The 18,509-nt window shown below is 69.9% G+C and carries 17 protein-coding genes; 4 read left to right on the top strand and 13 right to left on the bottom strand.

Features of this window, described 5'->3' with window-relative positions; all coding sequences use genetic code 11:
- Positions 1-50: 50 nt before the first annotated feature.
- From KF689_09060 to KF689_09050, 3 genes are all read right to left on the bottom strand, one after another.
- Positions 51-1,217, bottom strand: a complete 1,167-nt coding sequence (locus KF689_09060) for a cysteine desulfurase (GenBank protein ID MBX3133517.1) — start codon at positions 1,215-1,217, stop codon at positions 51-53.
- A gap of 67 nt (positions 1,218-1,284) precedes the next feature.
- Positions 1,285-1,731: a hypothetical protein gene (locus KF689_09055; protein ID MBX3133516.1), complete on the bottom strand. Its 447-nt coding sequence runs from the start codon at positions 1,729-1,731 to the stop codon at positions 1,285-1,287.
- 49 nt (positions 1,732-1,780) lie between these two features.
- The gene (locus tag KF689_09050) at positions 1,781-2,341 is read right to left on the bottom strand and encodes a GNAT family N-acetyltransferase (GenBank protein ID MBX3133515.1); all 561 of its coding nucleotides are present in this window, start codon (positions 2,339-2,341) and stop codon (positions 1,781-1,783) included.
- A gap of 129 nt (positions 2,342-2,470) precedes the next feature.
- Between KF689_09050 and KF689_09045 the strand changes: the two genes are divergently transcribed.
- On the top strand, positions 2,471-2,650 hold the full coding sequence (locus KF689_09045; protein ID MBX3133514.1) for a hypothetical protein: 180 nt from the start codon (positions 2,471-2,473) through the stop codon (positions 2,648-2,650).
- Between the two features lie 9 nt (positions 2,651-2,659).
- Here the strand turns inward: KF689_09045 and KF689_09040 are convergent, their stop codons facing one another.
- Positions 2,660-5,191: a protein kinase gene (locus KF689_09040; GenBank protein ID MBX3133513.1), complete on the bottom strand. Its 2,532-nt coding sequence runs from the start codon at positions 5,189-5,191 to the stop codon at positions 2,660-2,662.
- 167 nt (positions 5,192-5,358) lie between these two features.
- Here KF689_09040 and KF689_09035 point away from each other — a divergent pair, with 167 nt between their 5' ends.
- Positions 5,359-5,931: a mechanosensitive ion channel family protein gene (locus tag KF689_09035; protein MBX3133512.1), complete on the top strand. Its 573-nt coding sequence runs from the start codon at positions 5,359-5,361 to the stop codon at positions 5,929-5,931.
- 9 nt (positions 5,932-5,940) lie between these two features.
- Here KF689_09035 and KF689_09030 read toward each other — a convergent pair whose 3' ends face one another.
- The 3 genes from KF689_09030 to KF689_09020 form a co-directional block, all read right to left on the bottom strand.
- The gene (locus KF689_09030; protein MBX3133511.1) at positions 5,941-7,635 is read right to left on the bottom strand and encodes a Na/Pi cotransporter family protein; all 1,695 of its coding nucleotides are present in this window, start codon (positions 7,633-7,635) and stop codon (positions 5,941-5,943) included.
- A 407-nt stretch (positions 7,636-8,042) separates the two neighbouring features.
- Complete coding sequence (locus tag KF689_09025; protein ID MBX3133510.1) at positions 8,043-8,429, bottom strand: serine/threonine-protein phosphatase; 387 nt, start codon at positions 8,427-8,429, stop codon at positions 8,043-8,045.
- Positions 8,363-8,683 (bottom strand): SpoIIE family protein phosphatase, encoded by a 321-nt coding sequence (locus KF689_09020; protein ID MBX3133509.1) that lies wholly within the window; start codon positions 8,681-8,683, stop codon positions 8,363-8,365. The genes KF689_09025 and KF689_09020 overlap by 67 nt, the downstream gene beginning before the upstream one ends.
- A gap of 363 nt (positions 8,684-9,046) precedes the next feature.
- Here KF689_09020 and KF689_09015 point away from each other — a divergent pair, with 363 nt between their 5' ends.
- Both KF689_09015 and KF689_09010 read left to right on the top strand, forming a co-directional pair.
- Entirely contained in the window at positions 9,047-9,481 is a 435-nt protein-coding gene (locus KF689_09015) for an ATP-binding protein (protein ID MBX3133508.1), read from the top strand.
- A gap of 97 nt (positions 9,482-9,578) precedes the next feature.
- Positions 9,579-10,304, top strand: coding sequence for an energy transducer TonB (locus KF689_09010; protein MBX3133507.1), 726 nt, complete (start codon positions 9,579-9,581; stop codon positions 10,302-10,304).
- Here the strand turns inward: KF689_09010 and KF689_09005 are convergent.
- From KF689_09005 to KF689_08980, 6 genes are read right to left on the bottom strand one after another with little or no spacing between them, the layout of a single operon-like run.
- Positions 10,301-11,176 carry an NAD(P)-dependent oxidoreductase gene (locus tag KF689_09005; protein ID MBX3133506.1) on the bottom strand — a complete coding sequence of 292 codons (876 nt, stop codon included), beginning with the start codon at positions 11,174-11,176 and terminating at the stop codon, positions 10,301-10,303. The two genes, KF689_09010 and KF689_09005, sit on opposite strands and share 4 nt — an antisense overlap.
- Positions 11,176-12,270, bottom strand: coding sequence for a site-2 protease family protein (locus tag KF689_09000; GenBank protein MBX3133505.1), 1,095 nt, complete (start codon positions 12,268-12,270; stop codon positions 11,176-11,178). The genes KF689_09005 and KF689_09000 overlap by 1 nt, the downstream gene beginning before the upstream one ends.
- A 54-nt stretch (positions 12,271-12,324) precedes the next feature.
- On the bottom strand, positions 12,325-13,410 hold the full coding sequence (locus KF689_08995) for a copper resistance protein NlpE N-terminal domain-containing protein (protein MBX3133504.1): 1,086 nt from the start codon (positions 13,408-13,410) through the stop codon (positions 12,325-12,327).
- Positions 13,411-13,439: 29 nt separating this feature from the next.
- On the bottom strand, positions 13,440-15,245 hold the full coding sequence (locus KF689_08990) for a hypothetical protein (protein ID MBX3133503.1): 1,806 nt from the start codon (positions 15,243-15,245) through the stop codon (positions 13,440-13,442).
- A gap of 28 nt (positions 15,246-15,273) precedes the next feature.
- The gene (locus KF689_08985; GenBank protein ID MBX3133502.1) at positions 15,274-15,933 is read right to left on the bottom strand and encodes a DUF305 domain-containing protein; all 660 of its coding nucleotides are present in this window, start codon (positions 15,931-15,933) and stop codon (positions 15,274-15,276) included.
- A 21-nt stretch (positions 15,934-15,954) separates the two neighbouring features.
- Positions 15,955-18,501, bottom strand: a complete 2,547-nt coding sequence (locus KF689_08980; GenBank protein MBX3133501.1) for a prolyl oligopeptidase family serine peptidase — start codon at positions 18,499-18,501, stop codon at positions 15,955-15,957.
- Between the last annotated feature and the right edge of the window lie 8 nt (positions 18,502-18,509).

Raw genomic sequence — 18,509 nt, 5'->3', positions numbered from 1 at the left:
TCGGAATATACCCGCTTGGGCGCTGGAGCCCTCGCGACGAACCCGCAGGTTCACGCGACGCCGCTGAGGCCCCGCGCCTTGGCGATCAGGGCGGGGAACAGCTCCGCCACGCGGTCCACGTCCTCGGCGGCATTCAGCGACCCGAAGCTCATCCGGATGGCCGCCGCGGCGATATCGGCCCGCACGCCCATCGCCGAGAGCACGTGCGACGGCGTGACGCTCCCGCTCTGGCAGGCCGAACCCGAGGAGCAGGCGACGCCCTGGAGGTCGAGCGCCATCAGCAGCGACTCAGAGTCCGTACCCGGCACCGAGACGTTGAGCACGTGCGGGGCACGCTTGGCGCCACGGCCGTGCACGACGGCGTCGGGGATGCGCTCCAGCAGCTTCGCCTCAAGGCGATCGCGCATTGCCTCGAGCTCGCGCCAATGCGCCTCGCGCTCGGCGTTGGCGAGTTCCATCGCCCGGGCGAGTCCGACGGCCGATGCGACGTTCTCGGTGCCCGGGCGACGCCCGCGGTCCTGCGAACCGCCGAAGAACAGCGGTTCCAGCGGCGTGCCGCGGCGGATGAAGAACGCTCCGATGCCCTTGGGAGCGCCGAGCTTGTGGCCGGAGACGCTCACGAAGTCGAAGGGCAACTTGGCCGCGTTGACCTCGACCTTCCCGAAGGCCTGCACCGCATCGGTGTGGAACACGGCGCCGGCTGCCTTCGTCAGCGCGACGAGTTCATCGATCGGCTGGATGACGCCCGTCTCATTGTTGATCCACATCACCGAGACCAGCGCGGTCTCGCCGGCGCGGATCTGCGCCTTGGCGTCGTCGAGGTCCACGGTGCCATCGGCGCGCACCTGCAGCAGCCGCTCCTCGGCGCCTTCCTTGGCCGCTTGGTGCACTGCTTGCAGGACCGCCTTGTGCTCGATGGGGCTGGTCACCACGGCGCGCTTGCCCTGGGCCTTGAGGATGCGCCAGCCGCCGAGCACCGCGAGGTTGTCGGCTTCGGTGCCGCCGGAGGTGAAGCAGATCTCGTCCGGGGCGGCGCCAAGGCAGCGTGCCACGCGCTCGCGGGCCTCGTCGAGTGCGGCGCGGGCTTCGCGGCCCCAACGGTGGGTCGAGGACGGGTTGCCGAAGCGGGGCCCGAAGAAGGGCGTCATCGCCTCCAGGACCTCCGGGCGGACCGGGGTGGTGGCGGCGTGGTCGAGGTAGATCGGGTTGGGGGGCATACGGGCTGAAATATAGGCCCGTCGGACCCTGTTCGGCGACGGCGTCCGGGCACCGAATTCGCGCCGCTCAGCAGGGGAACTCGATCTCGTGTAGGCGGTTGGCGGAGGCGTCGAACAGGTAGAGGCGGTCGATGTCGTAGAGCGCGGCGTATTCGCGCAATTGGCGGCGCGTGGCCGGTGTGCGGGGGTCGGCGGCGTCGCCGGTCTTCACCTCGACGAGTGCCAGCTCCGGGCCTCCTGGCGTGCTGCGCTCGACGAGGAAATCGGCGCGGACGTCGTACTCGGCGACGCGGCCGTTGATGTGCATCGTGGCGCGCAGCGTGTGCTGGCGTGCGACGATGGTGAACCCCGCGGCGACGAGGAAGCGCTCGGCGGCGTGCTCGCCGGAGGCCGCGAGCTGCATCTGCGCGGCGAGGCGGCGGGCGGCGAGGGCGCGCCGGAGCGCCAGCGTGAGCAGGATGGTTGCGGCGATGATCGCCGCCGCTGCCAGGGCGAGGAGCGGGAGTCGGGGCATCGCGATGACGATACCGGATGACCTCGCGCGAGGGAATCGCGCGGTCTGTCTACCACACCTCGCCTGGCCGCCATTCGATCGAGAGCGGCGCCTGGGGGTCCACCCACGACGGCGTGTGTGGCGTGCGCAGGAACATCAGGATCTCGCCCGGCGACGGCTCGATGCCGTCGCCGACACGCACGCCCAGCGGCCCGTGCCAGTGTTCCCAGCCCAAGCGGGCGTAGAACTCCGGAACGGTCGGCGTCAGGGCACCGATCTCGAAGGGCTCGATCTGCGGCCGCATCGCGCGCATCAGCGCGCTGGCGTAGCCGCGGCCCTGGTGCGCCGGGTGGGTCGCGACCAGCTCGACGAACGCCGTGCGCATCGGCGCTCCGGACCCCTGCTGCAGCCAGCGGGTGACGAGCATCGTGTGCGCCACCGCGCGTCCGGCGACGCGCCCGATCCAGTGCAGGCCCGGGCCGATATCCACGAAGTACTGCTCGAGCGTCTCGTCGTAAGCCAGGTTGCAGAGCGCGTGCAGTTCGGCCAAGCCACGCGGGCTCAGGGCCGGCGACTCGACGACATCGACGGTCAGCGGCGCGGTGTCCTCTCGGCGGGCGTCCCGTGACATACCCGGAGACTACGGCGTTGCACCGCGGCAGGCCAGCGTCGATGGACTGCCGCGTCGGCTAGGGCGATTGCCCGACTCGCCCGGGCTCGAGCGGAGCTAAGTTCGGGCGTCCCGCCACCCGAGACGCCGATGCCGCTCCTCCACGTTCCCTTCGACGGGCCGTACCAGTTCTTCCTCGCGCTTGGCCTCGATGTGTCGGTGGGCGAGCGCTTCACGATGCGGGTATCGTCGCGCCGCAGCGACGCCGAGGCGTCGCGATCGTTCCTGCGGGCGGGGGCGAGCTGGCACGTGCTGGGTGCGCCGCGCTGACGCGCGGCGTCACCGCACGCGCACGACGTCGCGGAAGTCGGGCAGGCCTCGGAGCGGCCTGTACCAGGTGGTTGAATGTGTGTACCGCAGGTTGAGCCCGCGCGGCACGGACTGTCGCAGCAGCTGGAGCGCGAGGTCGTCGTCGCCCAGATACGCGCGCAGTGCCCCTCGCAGGTACAGCGCAACGGGCTCGTCCAACGTCGCCAAGACGGAGTCGCACTCGAGCGCGTCGGCGTGATCGCCGGCTTGCGCGGCGAGGATGCCCGCGAGCGCCGTTCGCGAGGGGGTCGTCGGGTTCGCCAGCAGCCGAGGGCGCAGCAGCTGGGCCGAATCGCCTGTGCCGTCAACGAGATACGAGAGGACGTAGGGAACCAGTACCGTATCGGGCACGCCGGACGACTCCCGGTCGACAGCGCTCCGGAGGCGCCGGGTCAGAGCGGCAGCGAGCTGCGGAGTTCCGTGCGCTTCGAATTCCGAGGCCGCGATGAGGACATCGCCGACGAACGTGGGCTCAGCGGTCCACGTCGCGAGCATCGTGTCGGCCAAGGCGATAGCGCGGGGGCCGTCCCCTCGGCCGGCAAGTGCCATCAACAGGTTGCCCAGCAACGAGCGCTCCGCGGGCCACGTGCGCCGGGCCAGTTCCAGTCGTTGCACCGCCGCCGCGTCGTTGCCGAGCAGGTGTTGCGCCACGGCGATTTCGGTTGCGACGAACGTCCAGCCGTTGCGCGACAATACGTCGTCCACGGCGCGCAATCCCTCCACGGCCTCGCTTGCGCGGAGCGTCCGGAGTTGGAGGGCCGCGCGCTGGAAGATCTCGCCGGGCAGCGAATCGATCGCGATCAACTGCGACAGGAGGCGTTCGACGCGCGCGGCGTCCTGCGACTGGAGCGCCGCCAGGAGGTCGACGCGGAGCCGGTCGCTGCGGGAGAGTGACCCGCGCATCGCATCCAACCGCGCGACCAGCGACCCGATGCGGTCGAAGTCCCGGGCTGCGATATACGACTGCGTGAGGTAGAGGTAGGCCTGCACGAACGTGGAATCCAACTCCACGGCACGGGCGAAGAAGTCCGATGCGCCAGGCAGGCCTCGCACGACGCGCTCGATGCCCTCCATAAAGGCCTGCTGTGACGGAAAGAGGGGCGCGGCGGTGCTGGCCAGCGAGGCGCGCTGGACGCCCGACATCGCGAGGGCGCCGGCCAGGCGATCGCGCAGCTCGATGAGCGCGGGGGTCGGATCGTGCAGTGGGCCGGAGAAGGGACCGAAGGTTCGCAGTACCCGTGCCCGTCGACTGTCGCTGAGCGTGGCCTCGATGCGGACGGAGTCCTCAGCGCGCGTGACGTTCCCGTGTACGACGAGCGTCGCCCCCGTGCGCCGCGCGACGAGCTGCACGAGGTCGTCGGTTGCGGTGGCGGCGGCGAGCGCGGCCATCACGGCGAGCGTGTGCACGGCGCGTCCGGCCTCCACCTGGCTGATGCCCGAGGTGAGCGTGTGCGCGGCGCTCTCGCCGATGCGCGTCAACGCACTGTCTCCGGTGAGGTCGGTGAACGGCAGCACGGCGATGCGCGTCGATCGGTCATTCCCCGCGCTTCGCGCGGCATAGACGGCCGCCAGCCCAAGGATCGCCGCGAGCGTGGCCAGTGACAACGCGGTGCGCAGGGGACGTCGCCGCGACGGCTCCGCGGAGGCGGCACGCGGGACCGCGTGTGCCGTGCGCTCTGCAGCGGCAGTGGCCTCGCGTGCGGAAGACAAGCGCTGGGCGGGATCCTTCTCGAGGCAGCGCATCACGGTCTCGCTGAGCTCAGTTGGAATGCCCGGGTGCGTGTGGCGCAGGTCCGCGGGCTGCTCCGACACGTGGGCGGCAAGCAGGCCCTGCGGGGTGCGCTCCCCAAACGGGTGGTGACCGGTGAGCATCTCGTACGCAACCACGCCGAGTGCATAGAGGTCGATGCGGTGGTCGCTGCCGGGATCTCCGAGCGCCTGCTCAGGCGCCATATACGCCGGCGTGCCGACGGCCAGTCCGACGGTCGTGAGCGGCAATTCTGCGCTGCGGTTCGACGCCGCCAGCGCCTTGGCGACCCCGAAATCCGTCACCAGCGCGCCGCCGTCCGTGAGCAGCACGTTCTCGGGCTTGATATCGCGGTGGACCACGCCTTGGTCGTGCGCGTAGGCCAGGGCGCTGGCGATGTCGCGGATGATTCGCGCGGCCTCGTGGGTCGGAATCGGCGCGCGGGCCAGGCGCTCGCGCAATGTCTCGCCCGTCACGAGGGGCATCGTGTACCACGGCGTGCCGTCGGCATCGCCGGCGGCGAGCAGCGGCACGATGTACGGATGCTGGAGCCGGGCGGCCAGCGCGATCTCACGGCGAAAGCGATCGACCGAGATGTCGCTCGCGAGCTCCGGTGATAGCATCTTGATGACGACACGTCGCCCCAGCGCAACTTCGTCTGCGACGAAGACGTGCGACATCCCGCCGCCGCCGAGCTCGTGCTGGACACGGTACGCGGCGCCAAGAGCGTCGGTGAGTCGGGCGCGTGAATCCACGATACCTCGTCACGAGGGGTACGGTGGTCCGGTTCACGCCAATCTGGACCGCGCTCGGCCCTACGGCAACCGCTGCGGCGCGGCAGCGTCGGCGTGGGCCGTCCAAGGTATTAGCTTTCGCTTCGTGTGGCCGGCATCGGCCCCCTGCGTCTCCAGCCCGCCTCCCGATGCGAGACCGACTCCCCGACTGGTTCATCCAAGGCACCGCGCCCCTCCTGCTCCTCGCGCAGGTGGCGATCATCGTGCTGGTGGCGATCCTGCTGCAGCGCCTCCTCCACCGGCTGATCAGTCGCGTGGGTGAGGGCTACGACCTGCCGCCTGGCGCCCTGCCCGGCGCGCGGCGCGCCGTGAGCTGGCTCATCAAGGGCGGTGCGCTGCTGCTCATCCTCGAGCGGCTCGGCGTCTCCGGCACGGTGCTCTGGACGATTTTCAGCGGCTTCGCCGCGGTCGGTGCGGTCGCGTTCTTCGCCGCGTGGAGCGTGCTCTCCAACATCTTCTGCTCGATGCTCATCTTCTCGACGGAGCCCTTCCGGCTCGGCGACCACGTCGAAATCCTCGAGAACGGCGAGAAGCCGGGGCTCAAGGGCCGCGTCACCGACATCAACTTGATCTACACGACGCTGCAGGAAGTCGGCGCCGGCGTCGGTGAGGACCGGACGCTGCGCGTGCCGAACAATATGTTCTTCCAGCGCATCCTCAGGCGCTGGCGCGGTTCCGAGACGCCGGCGTCCTGGCTGTAGGCGCGCCGCCTACTCCGGCACCCCGCCGCCCGCCATCGCGTCGTGGATGTTGCGCACGTGCGAGCGGATGCGTGAGTAGTCGGTGATGAGGCCCGTGTAGACCAGGCTCAGCCCCGGATCGATCGGCCCGTCGATCATCCGCTGGAGTTGCCGATCGCTGAGCATCCGCACGAGTCGGTCGATTGACTCGGCGTGACTGCGCGCATTGGCGCCGCCGATTGTCGTGCGCTCGCCGTACGCCTCGGACACCTCTTGCAGGAAGGTGGTGACCGCCGCGTGCAGCTGCTGCAAGTCCTCCTGCTGGTCGGAGCGCAGTTCCAGTCGTTGCTGCCGCAATTGTGCGAAGGCGCGCAGGATGCTGGCGGCGCGGTCGGAGACCGACTCATACTCGTGGGCGATGCGCAGTTGCTGGCGGCCTTCCTCGGCGACCATCTGGGGCATCGTGCTGTCGAGCGTGGAGGTCAGGAACGCCACGACCTCGCGCTGCACGTTGTCGAGCACTTCCTCGCGGTGGAAGGTCTTGCGCACCAGCAGCTCGTCCCAGGGCCCGTGGAAGCCGAGCTGGCGGATCCATTCCATCATCTTGAGCGTGCCCTGCGCCATCTGGATCACCTCGCCGCGGCTCTGCTCCAGCCCGAGGACGGGCGAGGCCACGGTGCCGGCGTCGATGCGCGTCAGCCGCGCGACTTCCTTCAGCCGTGGGTCCGGCACCAGCCGCTCGAGCATCCGCGTGTAGGGCTTGATGAAGGGCAGGAAGACGGCGGTGTTGACGATGTTGAATCCGCTGTGCGTCAGCGCGATGGCTGCCGTGACGACGGTAGCGAACTCCACCGGGTTCACGCCGGAAGCCAGCGTGAGCGTCAGCGGGTCGGCGCCGTGCACCGCGGCCACGGTGCCGGCCACGAGCTTGATGTACCAGGGGAACACCAGCGTGATCCAGAACGCGCCGATGAGGTTGAACAGCACGTGCGCCAGCGCGGCGCGCTTGGCGTTGGTGTTGGCCCCGAACGAGGCGAGCACGATGGTGATCGTGGTGCCGATGTTCTCGCCCAGCACGAGGGCGGCCGCCGTCTGGAAGGGGATCACCCCGGTGGCGGCGAGGCCGATGGTGATGCCGAGCGTGGCACTCGAGCTCTGGACGATGAGAGTGAGCACGCAGCCCACGAACACGGCCTTGTAGATGCCGGCGTAGCTGTCGGCCTCGAACCACTGGAAGGCCTCCATAAACACCGGCATATCCTTCACCGGCGCGAAGCCGTTCTTCATCAGCTCGAGGCCGAAGAAGACCATCCCCATTCCCATCAGCGCCATCGCGATGAAGCGCGTGCGGTCGCGGCGGGCGAAGAGGTACACCAGCGCCGCGGCGCCGAGGATCGGCAGGCCGTACTTGCCGATGTTGAGCACCAGGATCCAGCCGGTGATCGTCGTGCCGATGTTGGCGCCGAAGATCACGCCGATGGCCTGCTGCAGCTGCATCAGCCCGGCGTTGACCAGGCCGACGACGATAACCGTCGTGACCGACGACGACTGGACGAGCGTCGTGACACCGGCGCCAGTGGCCGTGGCGAGGAAGCGATTGGTCGTCACGAGGGAGATCATCCGCCGCAGCGAATTGCCCGCGACGGCCTGCATCCCCTCGGACATATGCTTCATCCCGAGCATAAAGATGCCCAGGCCGCCGATGACGGCCATCAGAATCGCCATTGTGACTCCACTCGGGATGGGGGACCTGCGCGACGAGGAAAGATTCGGCCTGCGTGGCCGTGGGGCAAGGCGTGACGGCCACGGAAGCCCTGCTCGCCGCCCATCAGGATCGAGGCGACGACGGGTTCACCCGCCACCGTCGGGAGCCGTGTCGCCGGGCGCGTTGTCCGCTGCTTGCGTCACCGTCGCGGTGATCGTTGCGGTGCCCTCGTTCGTGGCGCGGCACTGACGAGGCCGGCACTGCTGACCGTGGCAATCGTCCCTCGCGTCGGAGGTGCTCCACGAGACCGTCTGCCGTGATCGTCACAGCCGCCGGGTTCGACGATGCCCAGGACACCGGACGGTCCCTTTGTTCAGACGCCACCGAAATCGCAAGTCCTTGCGGGACGCAGAGCAATGCGCTCGGCCTAGTCACGCGTGACCGCCAGCATCGTGAAGTCATCGTGCGGTTCTGCCTGTCGTCCGAAGGCCTTGAGTCCATCCACCACGCCAGCCACGAGTTCCGGCGCCGCGCTGCCGGCGAGTCCGCGCAGCATCTCGCGCAAGCGTGCGTTGCCGAAGGCCTCGCCCGAGGGGCTGCGCGTTTCCACCAAGCCGTCGGTGAACGCGAGCAGCGTGTGCCCGCTCTCCAGCGTGCCGCCGCCGGTCGTGAAGGGGACGTCCGGCATCATCCCGAGCGCGGGGCCTGTGGGCCGCAGCTCCTGCGCCGAGCCGTCCGGCGCGAGAATCAGTGCGGGCTCGTGGCCGGCATTGAGATAGTCGAGCCGGCCGTACTCGGGATCCAGCACGGCCATAAACACGGCGCGAACATATTGGTGCGCCCGTGCAGCCGTGCGATGTAGTTGTTGGTGAAGCCGGCGACACGCGTGAGCAGGTCCGTCAGCGACGCCGCCTCGAGCGACTGCATCACCAAGGTGCGCCGCCCGCCGATCATCTGGATGGCGCCGCCGCCAACGGGATCGGTCGAGGCCCGGATGAGGCTGCGGAACAGCGCCCTAAAGAGCGCTGCGCCTACGCCTTTGTCGCAGACGTCGCCGACGACGAGCACGAGGTTGCCGGAGGGCGCGAGCTGGAAGGCATCGATAGAAGTCGCCCGAGACCTGCCGCGCCGGGTGCAGCGCGGCCTCGATCTGCACGCCGCGCGCGCGCAGCATCGCTCACGCGGGTGCCGGTCCACACGCGTCGGCAGGCCTCCCGTCGCAAGTAGGGCGTCAATCGTGCACTCTTGTGGGTGTTCATAGGGCCTCTGGCGTTGCCGGTTGAGTGTCTCGACAACCCCAGCTTGGTGCCGCTACGCCCTGTGAACAACCTCCTGAGCCTTTACAGCTAGGGCAGTTGACAGACCGCCCCTGCGGGGCTGTCATTGAGCGACCACGGAGGGGGACGATGCCGGACGGCTTCCGATTGACGCTTGCCGCGGATCTGCAGGAGGTGGCGCGCGCCAACACGGCCTTCGCCGACTTCGCGGCGACGCGCGGCCTCTCGGTACACCTGCGGCGCGGCCTTTGACCCCCTCGCCCGGGCGGCGCCGGACACGACGCTCTCGGTAGAGGACCGGCCGATCGGTGGGCTCGGCATTCATAGTATAGTACGGCGGCTGGTGGACGACGTCCGCTACCGCCGCGACGGCGACCACAACGTCGTCGTCCTGACCAAGCGGCTGGACGATGCTGTGCAGGAGCATCCTCAGGGAGGAAGACGGATGGAGATCACGACGCGCACGCAGGGGACGTCAGCATCGTCGCCATTGCGGGGAATCTCGACAGCAACACCTCGCCCCAGGCGCAGCAGGCGCTGGCAGGGTTCTAGCGGCGGCGTGGCGCCACGGCGCGGTCCCGGGGTATAGCAATGACGGCTCGACCTGTCGTACCTGCGGTTCGTCCCCGCTCAGCCCCCGTGGTCCCGCGAGCCCGTGTATAGTGAAAGAGGCCTGACCCGTCCCCGTGCGCATCAATCCGACCCGCCTCTCCTCGACCCCGAGCTTCGACCCGGTCGGCACGGCCGTGAGCGTCCTCGCGCACGCCGCCGTGGTCGTGGCGACCGCGGTGGGGTCGGTCGCGCGCGGCACCGAGCCGTCGGAGATGCCGCCGCTCCCGCAGGGGCTCACGTTCCTCGTGCCGCCCCCGACCTCGCCGGCCCCGGCGCAGGCGCAGCTGCGCTTCGATCCCGCCTCGGGTGACGGCGGCACGGCCGTGGCGACAGACGAGAGCGCCTTCGGCGCTCGGCGCGCGGGATCGCCGACGGAAACCGAGGCGAGCGCGAGCGGCGAGGACCTCGAGGCGACCTCTATGGATTCCGAGGCCGAGATCGCCGCGATGAACGCCTTGCTCGCCAACGCGTACCAGGTGCTCGAGGTGGACTCCGCTGCGGTGCGCGACCCATCCAGTGCGGCGCCCGTGTATCCGAAGGAGCTCGAGGAGCGCGGCATCGAGGGCTACGTCATCGTGCGCTTCGTCGTCGATTCCACCGGGCGCGTGGATCTCGCGACGATCCTGACCATCGAGTCGACCGCCGGCGCCTTCGACCGCGCGGTGCGCGAGGCGCTGCCCCGGATGCGATTCCGGCCCGCGCTGGTCGGCGACCGACCGGTGCGTCAGCTCGCCGAGCAGATGTTCAAGTTTGAGATTCCGCGGGTGATTCAGCCGCCGGTGGCGACGCTCCCGCGCTAGCGCTCCACGGCGTCGGCCGCGAGCACGCCCACGTCGTCGTGGCCGCGTCCCTCGGTGATCAGCGTCTCCATCCGCGCGAGGATGCCCGGCAACGTCGCCAGTGGCCGGTCGCCGGCGGTCTCGATCATCAGCCGGATGTCCTTGTGTGCCATCGTGAGCTCGAAGCTCGCGCTGAAATCTCCGGCGGCCATCTTCTTGCCGCGTCCGTGCACGACGCGCCCCGGGTCGAAGAACTCCAGCAGCTTCAGCGCGTCCTTCGCCGTGATGCCCGCGCCCGCCGCCACCGTGAAGCTGTCGGCGACCACGCCGGCGATGGCGAGGAGCATCGCGTTGCCGATGAGCTTGTAACCGGCGGCGAGGTCGGCGCGCTCGCCGAAGTATTCGACGCGCGCCGCCTGCCGTGCCAGCGCCGGCTTCACGTGCTCGAACAGGGTCGATGGGCCCGAGACCATTATCGTCCCCTGCGACTCGCGCGCCGCCGCCGGACCGATGAACACGGGACAGTGCAGGTAGTGCAGCCCCTCGTCGGCCAAGCGCGCCGCGCGCTCAGCGGTGAGGTCGGGGCGGGTGGTGGTGTGGTCGAGGATGACCGCGTCCGGGGCGAGGCCCGCTCGCAGCGCCGCGATCACCTCGTTCACCGACGCGTCGTCCTGGAGCACGAGGTGCACGCGTTCCGCCCCGCGCACGGCGTCCGCCGGCGTGGCCGCGACCCGCGCGCCGAAGCGCGTGAGCGCCTCGGCCTTGCTGGCGGTGCGGTTCCACACGGTGACGGAATCGCCACGCCCGCACGCGGCCTCGACGAACGCCGCGCCGAGCAAACCGGTGCCGAGGAAGGCAATCCCGGGCCCCGTCGTAGAAGTCGATCGCGGCATCAGGGTGCAGGTCTGCCGCTGGAAATCCGGCGCAGCATCAGGAACTCCATCACATTCTCCGTCGTGAGCAGTCCGATCAAGCGTCCCTGGCGCAACACTGGGATCGCAGTGGCGCGCGATGACGCGAGCCTGAGGAGCGCGTCCTCAGGCGCCGTGCTCGCGTCAAGTGCGGGCCCGTCGCGCCGCATCGCCTGCTCCACCCGCCCGTCCGGGCCGTGCGTGGAGAGTCCGCGTACGAGGTCGCTACGTGAAAGCATCCCCACCAGCACGTCTCCGTCGAGAACGGGGAAGTCGGCTTGGAACCCGTCGATGAGCAGCTGGGCGGCGCGGGACAGCGGTTCGTCGCGGCGCAACGTGCGCAACTCGGTGATCAACATCGCCTCGAGCGACTGCCCTTCGAAGGCTGCGTGGGCCTGTGCGGTCGCGGCCTCGCCCGCGCCGGCAAGCCAGACGAAGACGGCGATGAGCACCAGTACCGGGCTGTTGAGCACGAAGAGCCCGGCGAAGCCGAAGAGCACGGCAAAGCCGCGGCCGAGTGCCGCCGCTGCCACCGTCGCCTTCGCGTGGTCCCGCGTGTACATCGTGAGCAGGGCGCGCAGCACGCGGCCACCGTCCATCGGGAACGCCGGGAGCATATTGAACGCCACCAACCACACGTTGATGGCGAGCAGCCGCATCGCGAACGAATGCCAATCGAGCGACAGGTCGGTTGTCAGCAAGGCCAGCGCGTCAGCCACGGAACCGAGAGTGCCGGACACGGCGAGGACGAGCGCGAGCGCGGCAGCGAGAACGACGTTTACGGCTGGGCCGGCCAGCGCGATGAGCAGTTCCTGGCGCGGCTCGCGTGGAATGCGCTCGAGACGCGCCAGGCCGCCGATTGGCAGCAGCGTGATGTCTCGCGTCCGGATTCCGTACCGCCGGGCGACCAAGGCGTGCCCGAGTTCGTGGAGCACGACAATCGCGAAGACCGTCAGCACCAGCACCACGAGCGATGCAGCGCCGACGACGTGCCCGTCGGCGCGCCACCGGACGAGGGCGATCCACGCCAGCAGCATCGGGAACGTGATATGGACGCGGAGCGGAATACCCGCCAATCGTCCAATCGGCCACGACCATCGCATCAGGGCCCCCGGGGCACGGGAATGCGGCTAGCGGCGCCAGAAGCGCGCCACTTCGGTGCCGCCTCGGGAGAGCACGAGTTCCGCACCGTCGAGTCGGAACCAGCCGCCGGCTCCCAGCACCTCAGTGTAACGCAACTCGCGCCGAGTCGTCGCCTCGTCGGCGCAGGCTCGCTTGGTCACGGCCGGCGCTGCAGGCATCAACGCGGCTCCGCGCAGCACCGCCCGCCCGGTGAAGCGATTGCACCCGGCGTTGCCGAACATCGTCGATTCGCTGAGCACGAAGCGCAGCGTCGGCTGCTGCTCGCGCGGCACGTCGCCCAGCGCCACGCCGTCGAGCGCGCCGAGCTGCCAGTCGCCGATGGCGAGCAGCGCGTGCACGGTGGTGGCATTGCAGGGCGCCTTGCGATCGACGACGCGGAACGAATCCACGACGAAGGTCTCAGCGCGCGTGCCCTCCTCCATTCCGGGGCGGACCTCGAGACGGCCGCTGGCATCCACGAGGATCGCCGAGAGCGTGCCGAGGTTCTCCTGCACGTACGCCCGTTGCAGCCGGATGAACGCCGAGTCCCCGGCGACCGGGTACTGCATCCCGCCGTCGCAGGCGACGATCGTCGCCGCGTCGGCGAAATAGCGAAACTCGCCGCGCATCTGGAGTGAAGCGTTCCAGTCGGCCGGCAGCGACACGCGCGCGAGGTCCAGCGGCAGTTGGCTCTCGATCGCCGAGCCGTCCTGCGCCAGTTCCCGCAAAGTGAGCGCGCCGGTCATCGCGAAGCGCCGCGGCGTACTGTCGCTGCCCAGCAGCGCCACCTGCGGGATGGAGTCGCGCGAGATGGTCCAGCGCCCGACGCGCAGGCGCGCCGCCGCACTGCGATCCAGCCAACGCTCGCGCAGGCGATACGAACCGTCCGGGTTCAGTTGCAACCAGGTCTCGATGCCAGGGCAGTCGGCGCAGGGCAAGGTCCCGGCAAACCCGGCAGGGCGCTCGAGGCGGGGCAGGGAGTCCCCCGCCTCGAGGTTCCGCACACGCTCTCCCGGGAGTTCCGCGCTCTCGGCCTTGGACCCACAGGCGGCGAGCGCCGCGAGCGCGAACGGCAGCAATGACCAGCGACCCACGGACTGCAATGCAGGGGACATAGGATTCGTTAGCGCGCTGCCTGCAGCCCACGCAGCGTCGTCGCCAGCGCCCGCATCCGGCGGGCGTCGATCGGCCGCGCCGTGCCCGCGTCGCGCTCCAGTTGCTCGGCGACGCGCACATACTGCTCCAGCGCCTGCGTGCGCTGCGCGCCGCGGCCCGTCTCGCCGCGGGTCATCAGCTCGCGTAGCGCCGTGACCCGGCCAGCTTCGAGGGCTGCACCGCGCTCGAGCTGATCCACGTAGGCGCGGGCGACCGGGTACGCCATCGGCCACTCGAACTTGGGCTGCAGCTGCGCGTTGAACTCGTCGAAGCGCACGAGCTTGGCCGCTTCGATTTCGTTCACCGAGAGGTTCGGCCCCGGGGCGAGTTCGAAGACGTCGATGCCGCGCTCGATCTCGGCGCCGTAGATGCGTCCGTTGTACCAGTACACGGACCAGTAGCCGCCGGTGATGAGGTCGGTGGCCGAGATTGGGCCGCGGTCGAAGAACGCGACCTCCTTGGCGGCCGTGGGATCGGTGAAGTCGAAGAGCGAGAGCCCGCCTTGGTACCAGGCCTGCACCTTGAGGTCACGGCCGGGGACGGGCACCAGCGAACCGTTGTGCGCCACGCAGTTCTCGGTGTCGGTCTGCGGCACGGGCAGCTTGTAGTAGCCCTGCAGCGTCATCTTGCGATCGCGCACGCCGAAGATGGCGTTCGCGCCCCAGGTGGCGGGGTCGGTGGCGCGGCAGCGCGCACCGCGTCCGCCGCCCCACTCGTCGGTGAAGATCACGGTCGAACCATCGTTGTTGAACGTGGCCGAGTGCCAGTAGGCGAAGTTCGGGTCGATGACTTCGTCGATGCGGCGCGGGTTGGCCGGGTCGCTGATGTCGAGCAGGATGCCGTTGCCGGAGCAGGCGCCGGCGGCCAGGCCGATGGCGGGATAGGCCGTGATGTCGTGGCACTGGTTGGTGATGCGCGAGGTCTGCGTGCCGGGGCCGTGGTTGCCGCCCTGCCAGAGACCGCCGGGGCGCCCGGAGGCGTCGGCGAACACGCGGGGCATATTCACCACGCGCGCGTCCTGCGGCCGCGCCAGCGGGACTTCGATGACCTCGATGCGGAACAGCGACGTGTTGGCATCGTCGGCGGCGCGCACGCAGCCGGCCAACTCTTCGCCCGGACGCACCGAGCTGGTGCCGCTCACGTACACCCAGATGCGCTCCCGATCGCGCGGGTGCGTGACCAGCGTGTGCGTGTGCGAGCCGCGGCAGGTCTGCACCAGCGCCACCTGGCGCGGGTTCTGCATATCGGAGATGTCGAAGATCCGCACGCCGCGGAAGCGTTCCGCGCTGACGGTGTCCTCGACGCCCGTGGTGCCGCAGTCGAGGCGGCCGCGCGTCTGCTCGACGCTCATAAAGACGAGGTTGCCGTACACCGAGACGTCGCCTTGGCCGCCGGGGCAGACCACCGAGAGCCGCAGCTGCGGGTTGCGCGGGTCGCTGACGTCGAAGGCCTGGAAGCCGTGATAGTTGCCCTGGAAGAGCAAGTTGCCGCGGAAGGCGAGGTCGGTGTTGGAGAACCCACCATCACCCACCTGCGCCGGATTGAAGAACCCGGCCGGGCGCGGGACGCTCGCGAGCTTGGTCAGCCCGCTGATGGCTTCGCCGGCGTCCATATATCCGGGCTTCAATCCGATGCGCGGATCGTTGGGGTCGTAGCGCAGCGGCGGGGGCGTGAGTTCACGCCCCCCGGCGGCGGGTTCCTGTGCGCCGACGATGGGCGCGAACACGGCGAAGGCCAGCGCGACGGCGGCGCGGCGGAGTGACGACTGCGGCATTGGGAGAGACCCTCGGGAGAGAGACAGGCTAGGGGCGCGCCGCGAGGAGTCGGAGCATCCGCTCGATCTCCATCTGCTGGTCGGCGTCCACGTCGGCGGCGAAGGCGTAAATCTCGGACTGCTGCCCGCCACCCTGGGAACGGAAGAGCTGGGCCACCATCGCGACGGCCCCCTCGTGATGCTTGATCATATACCGCAGGAAGTGCTTCTCGAACTCCACGCCGCGACTGTTGCGCAGCGTGTCCAGCTCGGCGGCGTTGAGCATCCCGGGCATCAGGTGCCCTGCGTGCATCTCGTGGCCGGCGTGTGCGCCCTCGCCCGGCACCGGTTCGCCGCGCTGGCGCAGCCAGGTCTTCATCAGGGTGATCTCGTCCGACTGCGAGAGCGCGATGCGCTGCGCCACGAGCCGCACGTCACGCGCCTCGGTCCGCTCGGCCACCAGCGCCGTCATCACCAGGGCCTGTTCGTGATGGGGGATCATCCCCGTCATAAACGCCACGTCGGCCGCCGTGTGCTTCGGCTGCGGGAGGGCGTCGGCCTGCTCGGCGCTGAGCACGCGTCCGGCCTGCCCCGGCACGCCGGGTTGGATGGTGACGGCCGCCGGTGCAGCGGGGGATGACGCGACCGTCGCCGCCGGGCGACACCCGGCGGCGACGGTCAGGACGAGCATCAGGGAACGCAGGCGCATACCCAAAGATACCCCAGCGGCTCAGCGCGCGGTGCCGCCGGCCTTCACGTAGACGTCAAACCAGGCGATCCAGCGCGCCCACATATCGAGGTCGCTCTCGTAGGTGGCCACGCTGTGGTCCTCGTACGGGTACATAAAGAGCGCCGAGGTCTTGCCCAGGCCCTGCAGCGCCTGGTGCATCTTGATGGACGACATCGGATGCGTGCCGACGTTCTGGTCCTCGGTGGCGTGGTAGAGCAGCAGGGCGCCCGAGAGCTGGTCGGCGCGCAGCAGGGCCGAGAGGTCGAGGTACATCGACTGCGCCTCCCAGAAGTTGCGGCGCTCGCTCTGGAAGCCGAAGGGCGTCAGCGTGCGGTTGTACATCCCGTCGCCGGCGATGCCGGCCTTGAAGATGTCCATCCGCGTCATTGCGTTCACCGTGCTGAACGCGCCGTAGCTGTGGCCGCCGATGCCCATCTGGTTGCGGTCCACGAAGCCGGAGTCTACCATCGCGTTCACGACCGCGGCGAGGTTCTCGGTGAGGTCGCGCACGTAGTTGTCATTCATCCGGCCGCTATCGCCGAAGATCGGGATGTCCGGCGTGATGAGGGCGTAGCCCCCGGCCACCCACAACTCGGTGGAGCTGGCGGGGCGCAGCGGCGGCACGGCAGGGAAGCTGTTGATGTTGGTGTTCCACTTGGAGCGCTGGTAGGCCTCGACCGTGGCATACTCGCGCGGGTAGAACCAGATCACGCCCGGCATCCGCCGGCCGGGCTGCCAGCCGCGCGGCAGCACGACGTCCACCCAGATGTCGGTCCCGTCGCGGGGACGCGTCACCTGCACGCGCTTGCGCACGGCGCCGGTGATCTCGGGGCCGACGTCCACCGCCGCGGTGAGCTTGCGCTCGGTGTTGGCGCCAAGGTCGCGCAGATAGGCGTCCTCGATCATCGTCGCCGACTGCCGCGTCACGACCACCTGCGTGAAGTCGGCGTCGAGGGCCGTCACGAAGCTCTCGTACACGTCGGCCGGCGAGTCGAGCAGCCGTCGGCGCGACGCGTCCTCGATGTTGATGCGGTCCAGCCACGGACGCGGCGCGCGCCGGTGCCACTCGTTGCCGTAGCGCCGCACGCCGCTCACGTACACGCCGCTGCCGTCACGGCTCATCTGCACGCGCATCCCGCCGTCAGCGGCGCGCGTGGTCTGCAGGGCGCCGCCCGTGCCGACGGTATCCATCTGCGCGCCACCACCGAAGCCACCGCCGCCGAAGCCACCGAAGCCGCCGCCCGGCAGGGTCACGCCGCGGCCCAACGGGTACTTCTTGGTCAGGTCGGCAAGGCGCAGCGCCGCCACCGCGCCGCTGTCATTCACGAAGATCGTGCCCGGCTGGCTCCCCCAGGCCGCCGACGTGAAGCGTGCGCTACCGGCAAAGACCAACGCCGTGTCCCCCTCGCCAAAGGGCGCCTTCCAGTGCATCCAGCGCACGCCGTTGGCGCGATTGTCGCTGCCCAGCGTGGTGCGAAGGTAGGTGAGCCCGCCTTCCGGATGCCACGCGAAGTTGCGTCGGCTCGTGTCCGGCGCCGCCGGCCCGCGCGGTGCGTCGTCGTCAATGGCGCCTTCGCGCAGCGGCTGCGTGGCCAGCGTCGCGATCACGCGGCCGGTGGCGTCCCAGAGCTCCGTCACCGTGCCGAACTGGTTGTGCGGCACGATGTAGGAGAACGGCTCCACCGTGCGCGTCACGCGCAGGTAGCGCCCGTCGGGCGAGGCGTCGGCGCTGCGGATGAGTCCCGGCGCACCGACGCTGCGCGTGTTGCCGGAGCTGACATCCACCAAGGCCAACTGGCCGCGGGTGTAGTAGGTGTAGAGGTTCTTGTCGTGCGGATCCTCGAGCAGGGAGAAGTGCACCCGCTGCGGCTTCTTGATGCTCTCGGTGAAGCGCACCTGCGGTCCGTCGGCCACGCCGGCATTCCCGCGCACCGGCACCGGGCCGCGGTTGGCCGGCGGCAGCACCACGATCAAGTGCCGGCCATCCGGCGTGAAGCGCGGCTCGGTCACCAAGGTCGCGAGCAACGGCGTGCGCGTCAGGCGCGTAAAGCGGCCCGTGCGCACGTCCGCCACGTACAGGTGCGTCGCCGTCGCCGTGTGTCCGAGGAAGGCGATCTTGCTGCCGTCCGGCGACCATACCGCGCCGCTCACGCGCTCGCCCGCGGGCGTCTGCAGCGCACGCACCTGCCCAGTGCGCGGATCCGCCAGCGAGATGCCCGTGTGCTGGGCGGTGGTGAGCGCCCGCGCCCGGTTGGCGAGGTGGTCGACCTGCAGGCCGCCGAGCCAGAGGTGCGGCGCGCCGTATTGGGCGATGGCGCCGCGCCCCGGGCCCGTCAGGCGCATCGCGAAGCGCCCGTCCGGGCTCATCGCGTCAAACGAGATGTCCGTGCGCGGCGTCATCACCATCCGCTCGATGTGCGCGGCGGGCTTCTGCCACGACTCGGCGCGCAAGATGGTCCAGGGATCGCCCGCCTGCGCGAGCAGCAGGGCGGGGGCGGCGGCCACGACAACGGCGGCGCGAACGAGCGTGCGGGTCAGGAGGCGCATCATCGGGT

It is taken from the genome of Gemmatimonadaceae bacterium (assembly GCA_019637355.1).
GTDB lineage: Bacteria > Gemmatimonadota > Gemmatimonadetes > Gemmatimonadales > Gemmatimonadaceae > Pseudogemmatithrix.
Note: the sequence above shows the minus strand (reverse complement) of the source record. Positions and strands in the feature narration are given on the sequence as shown.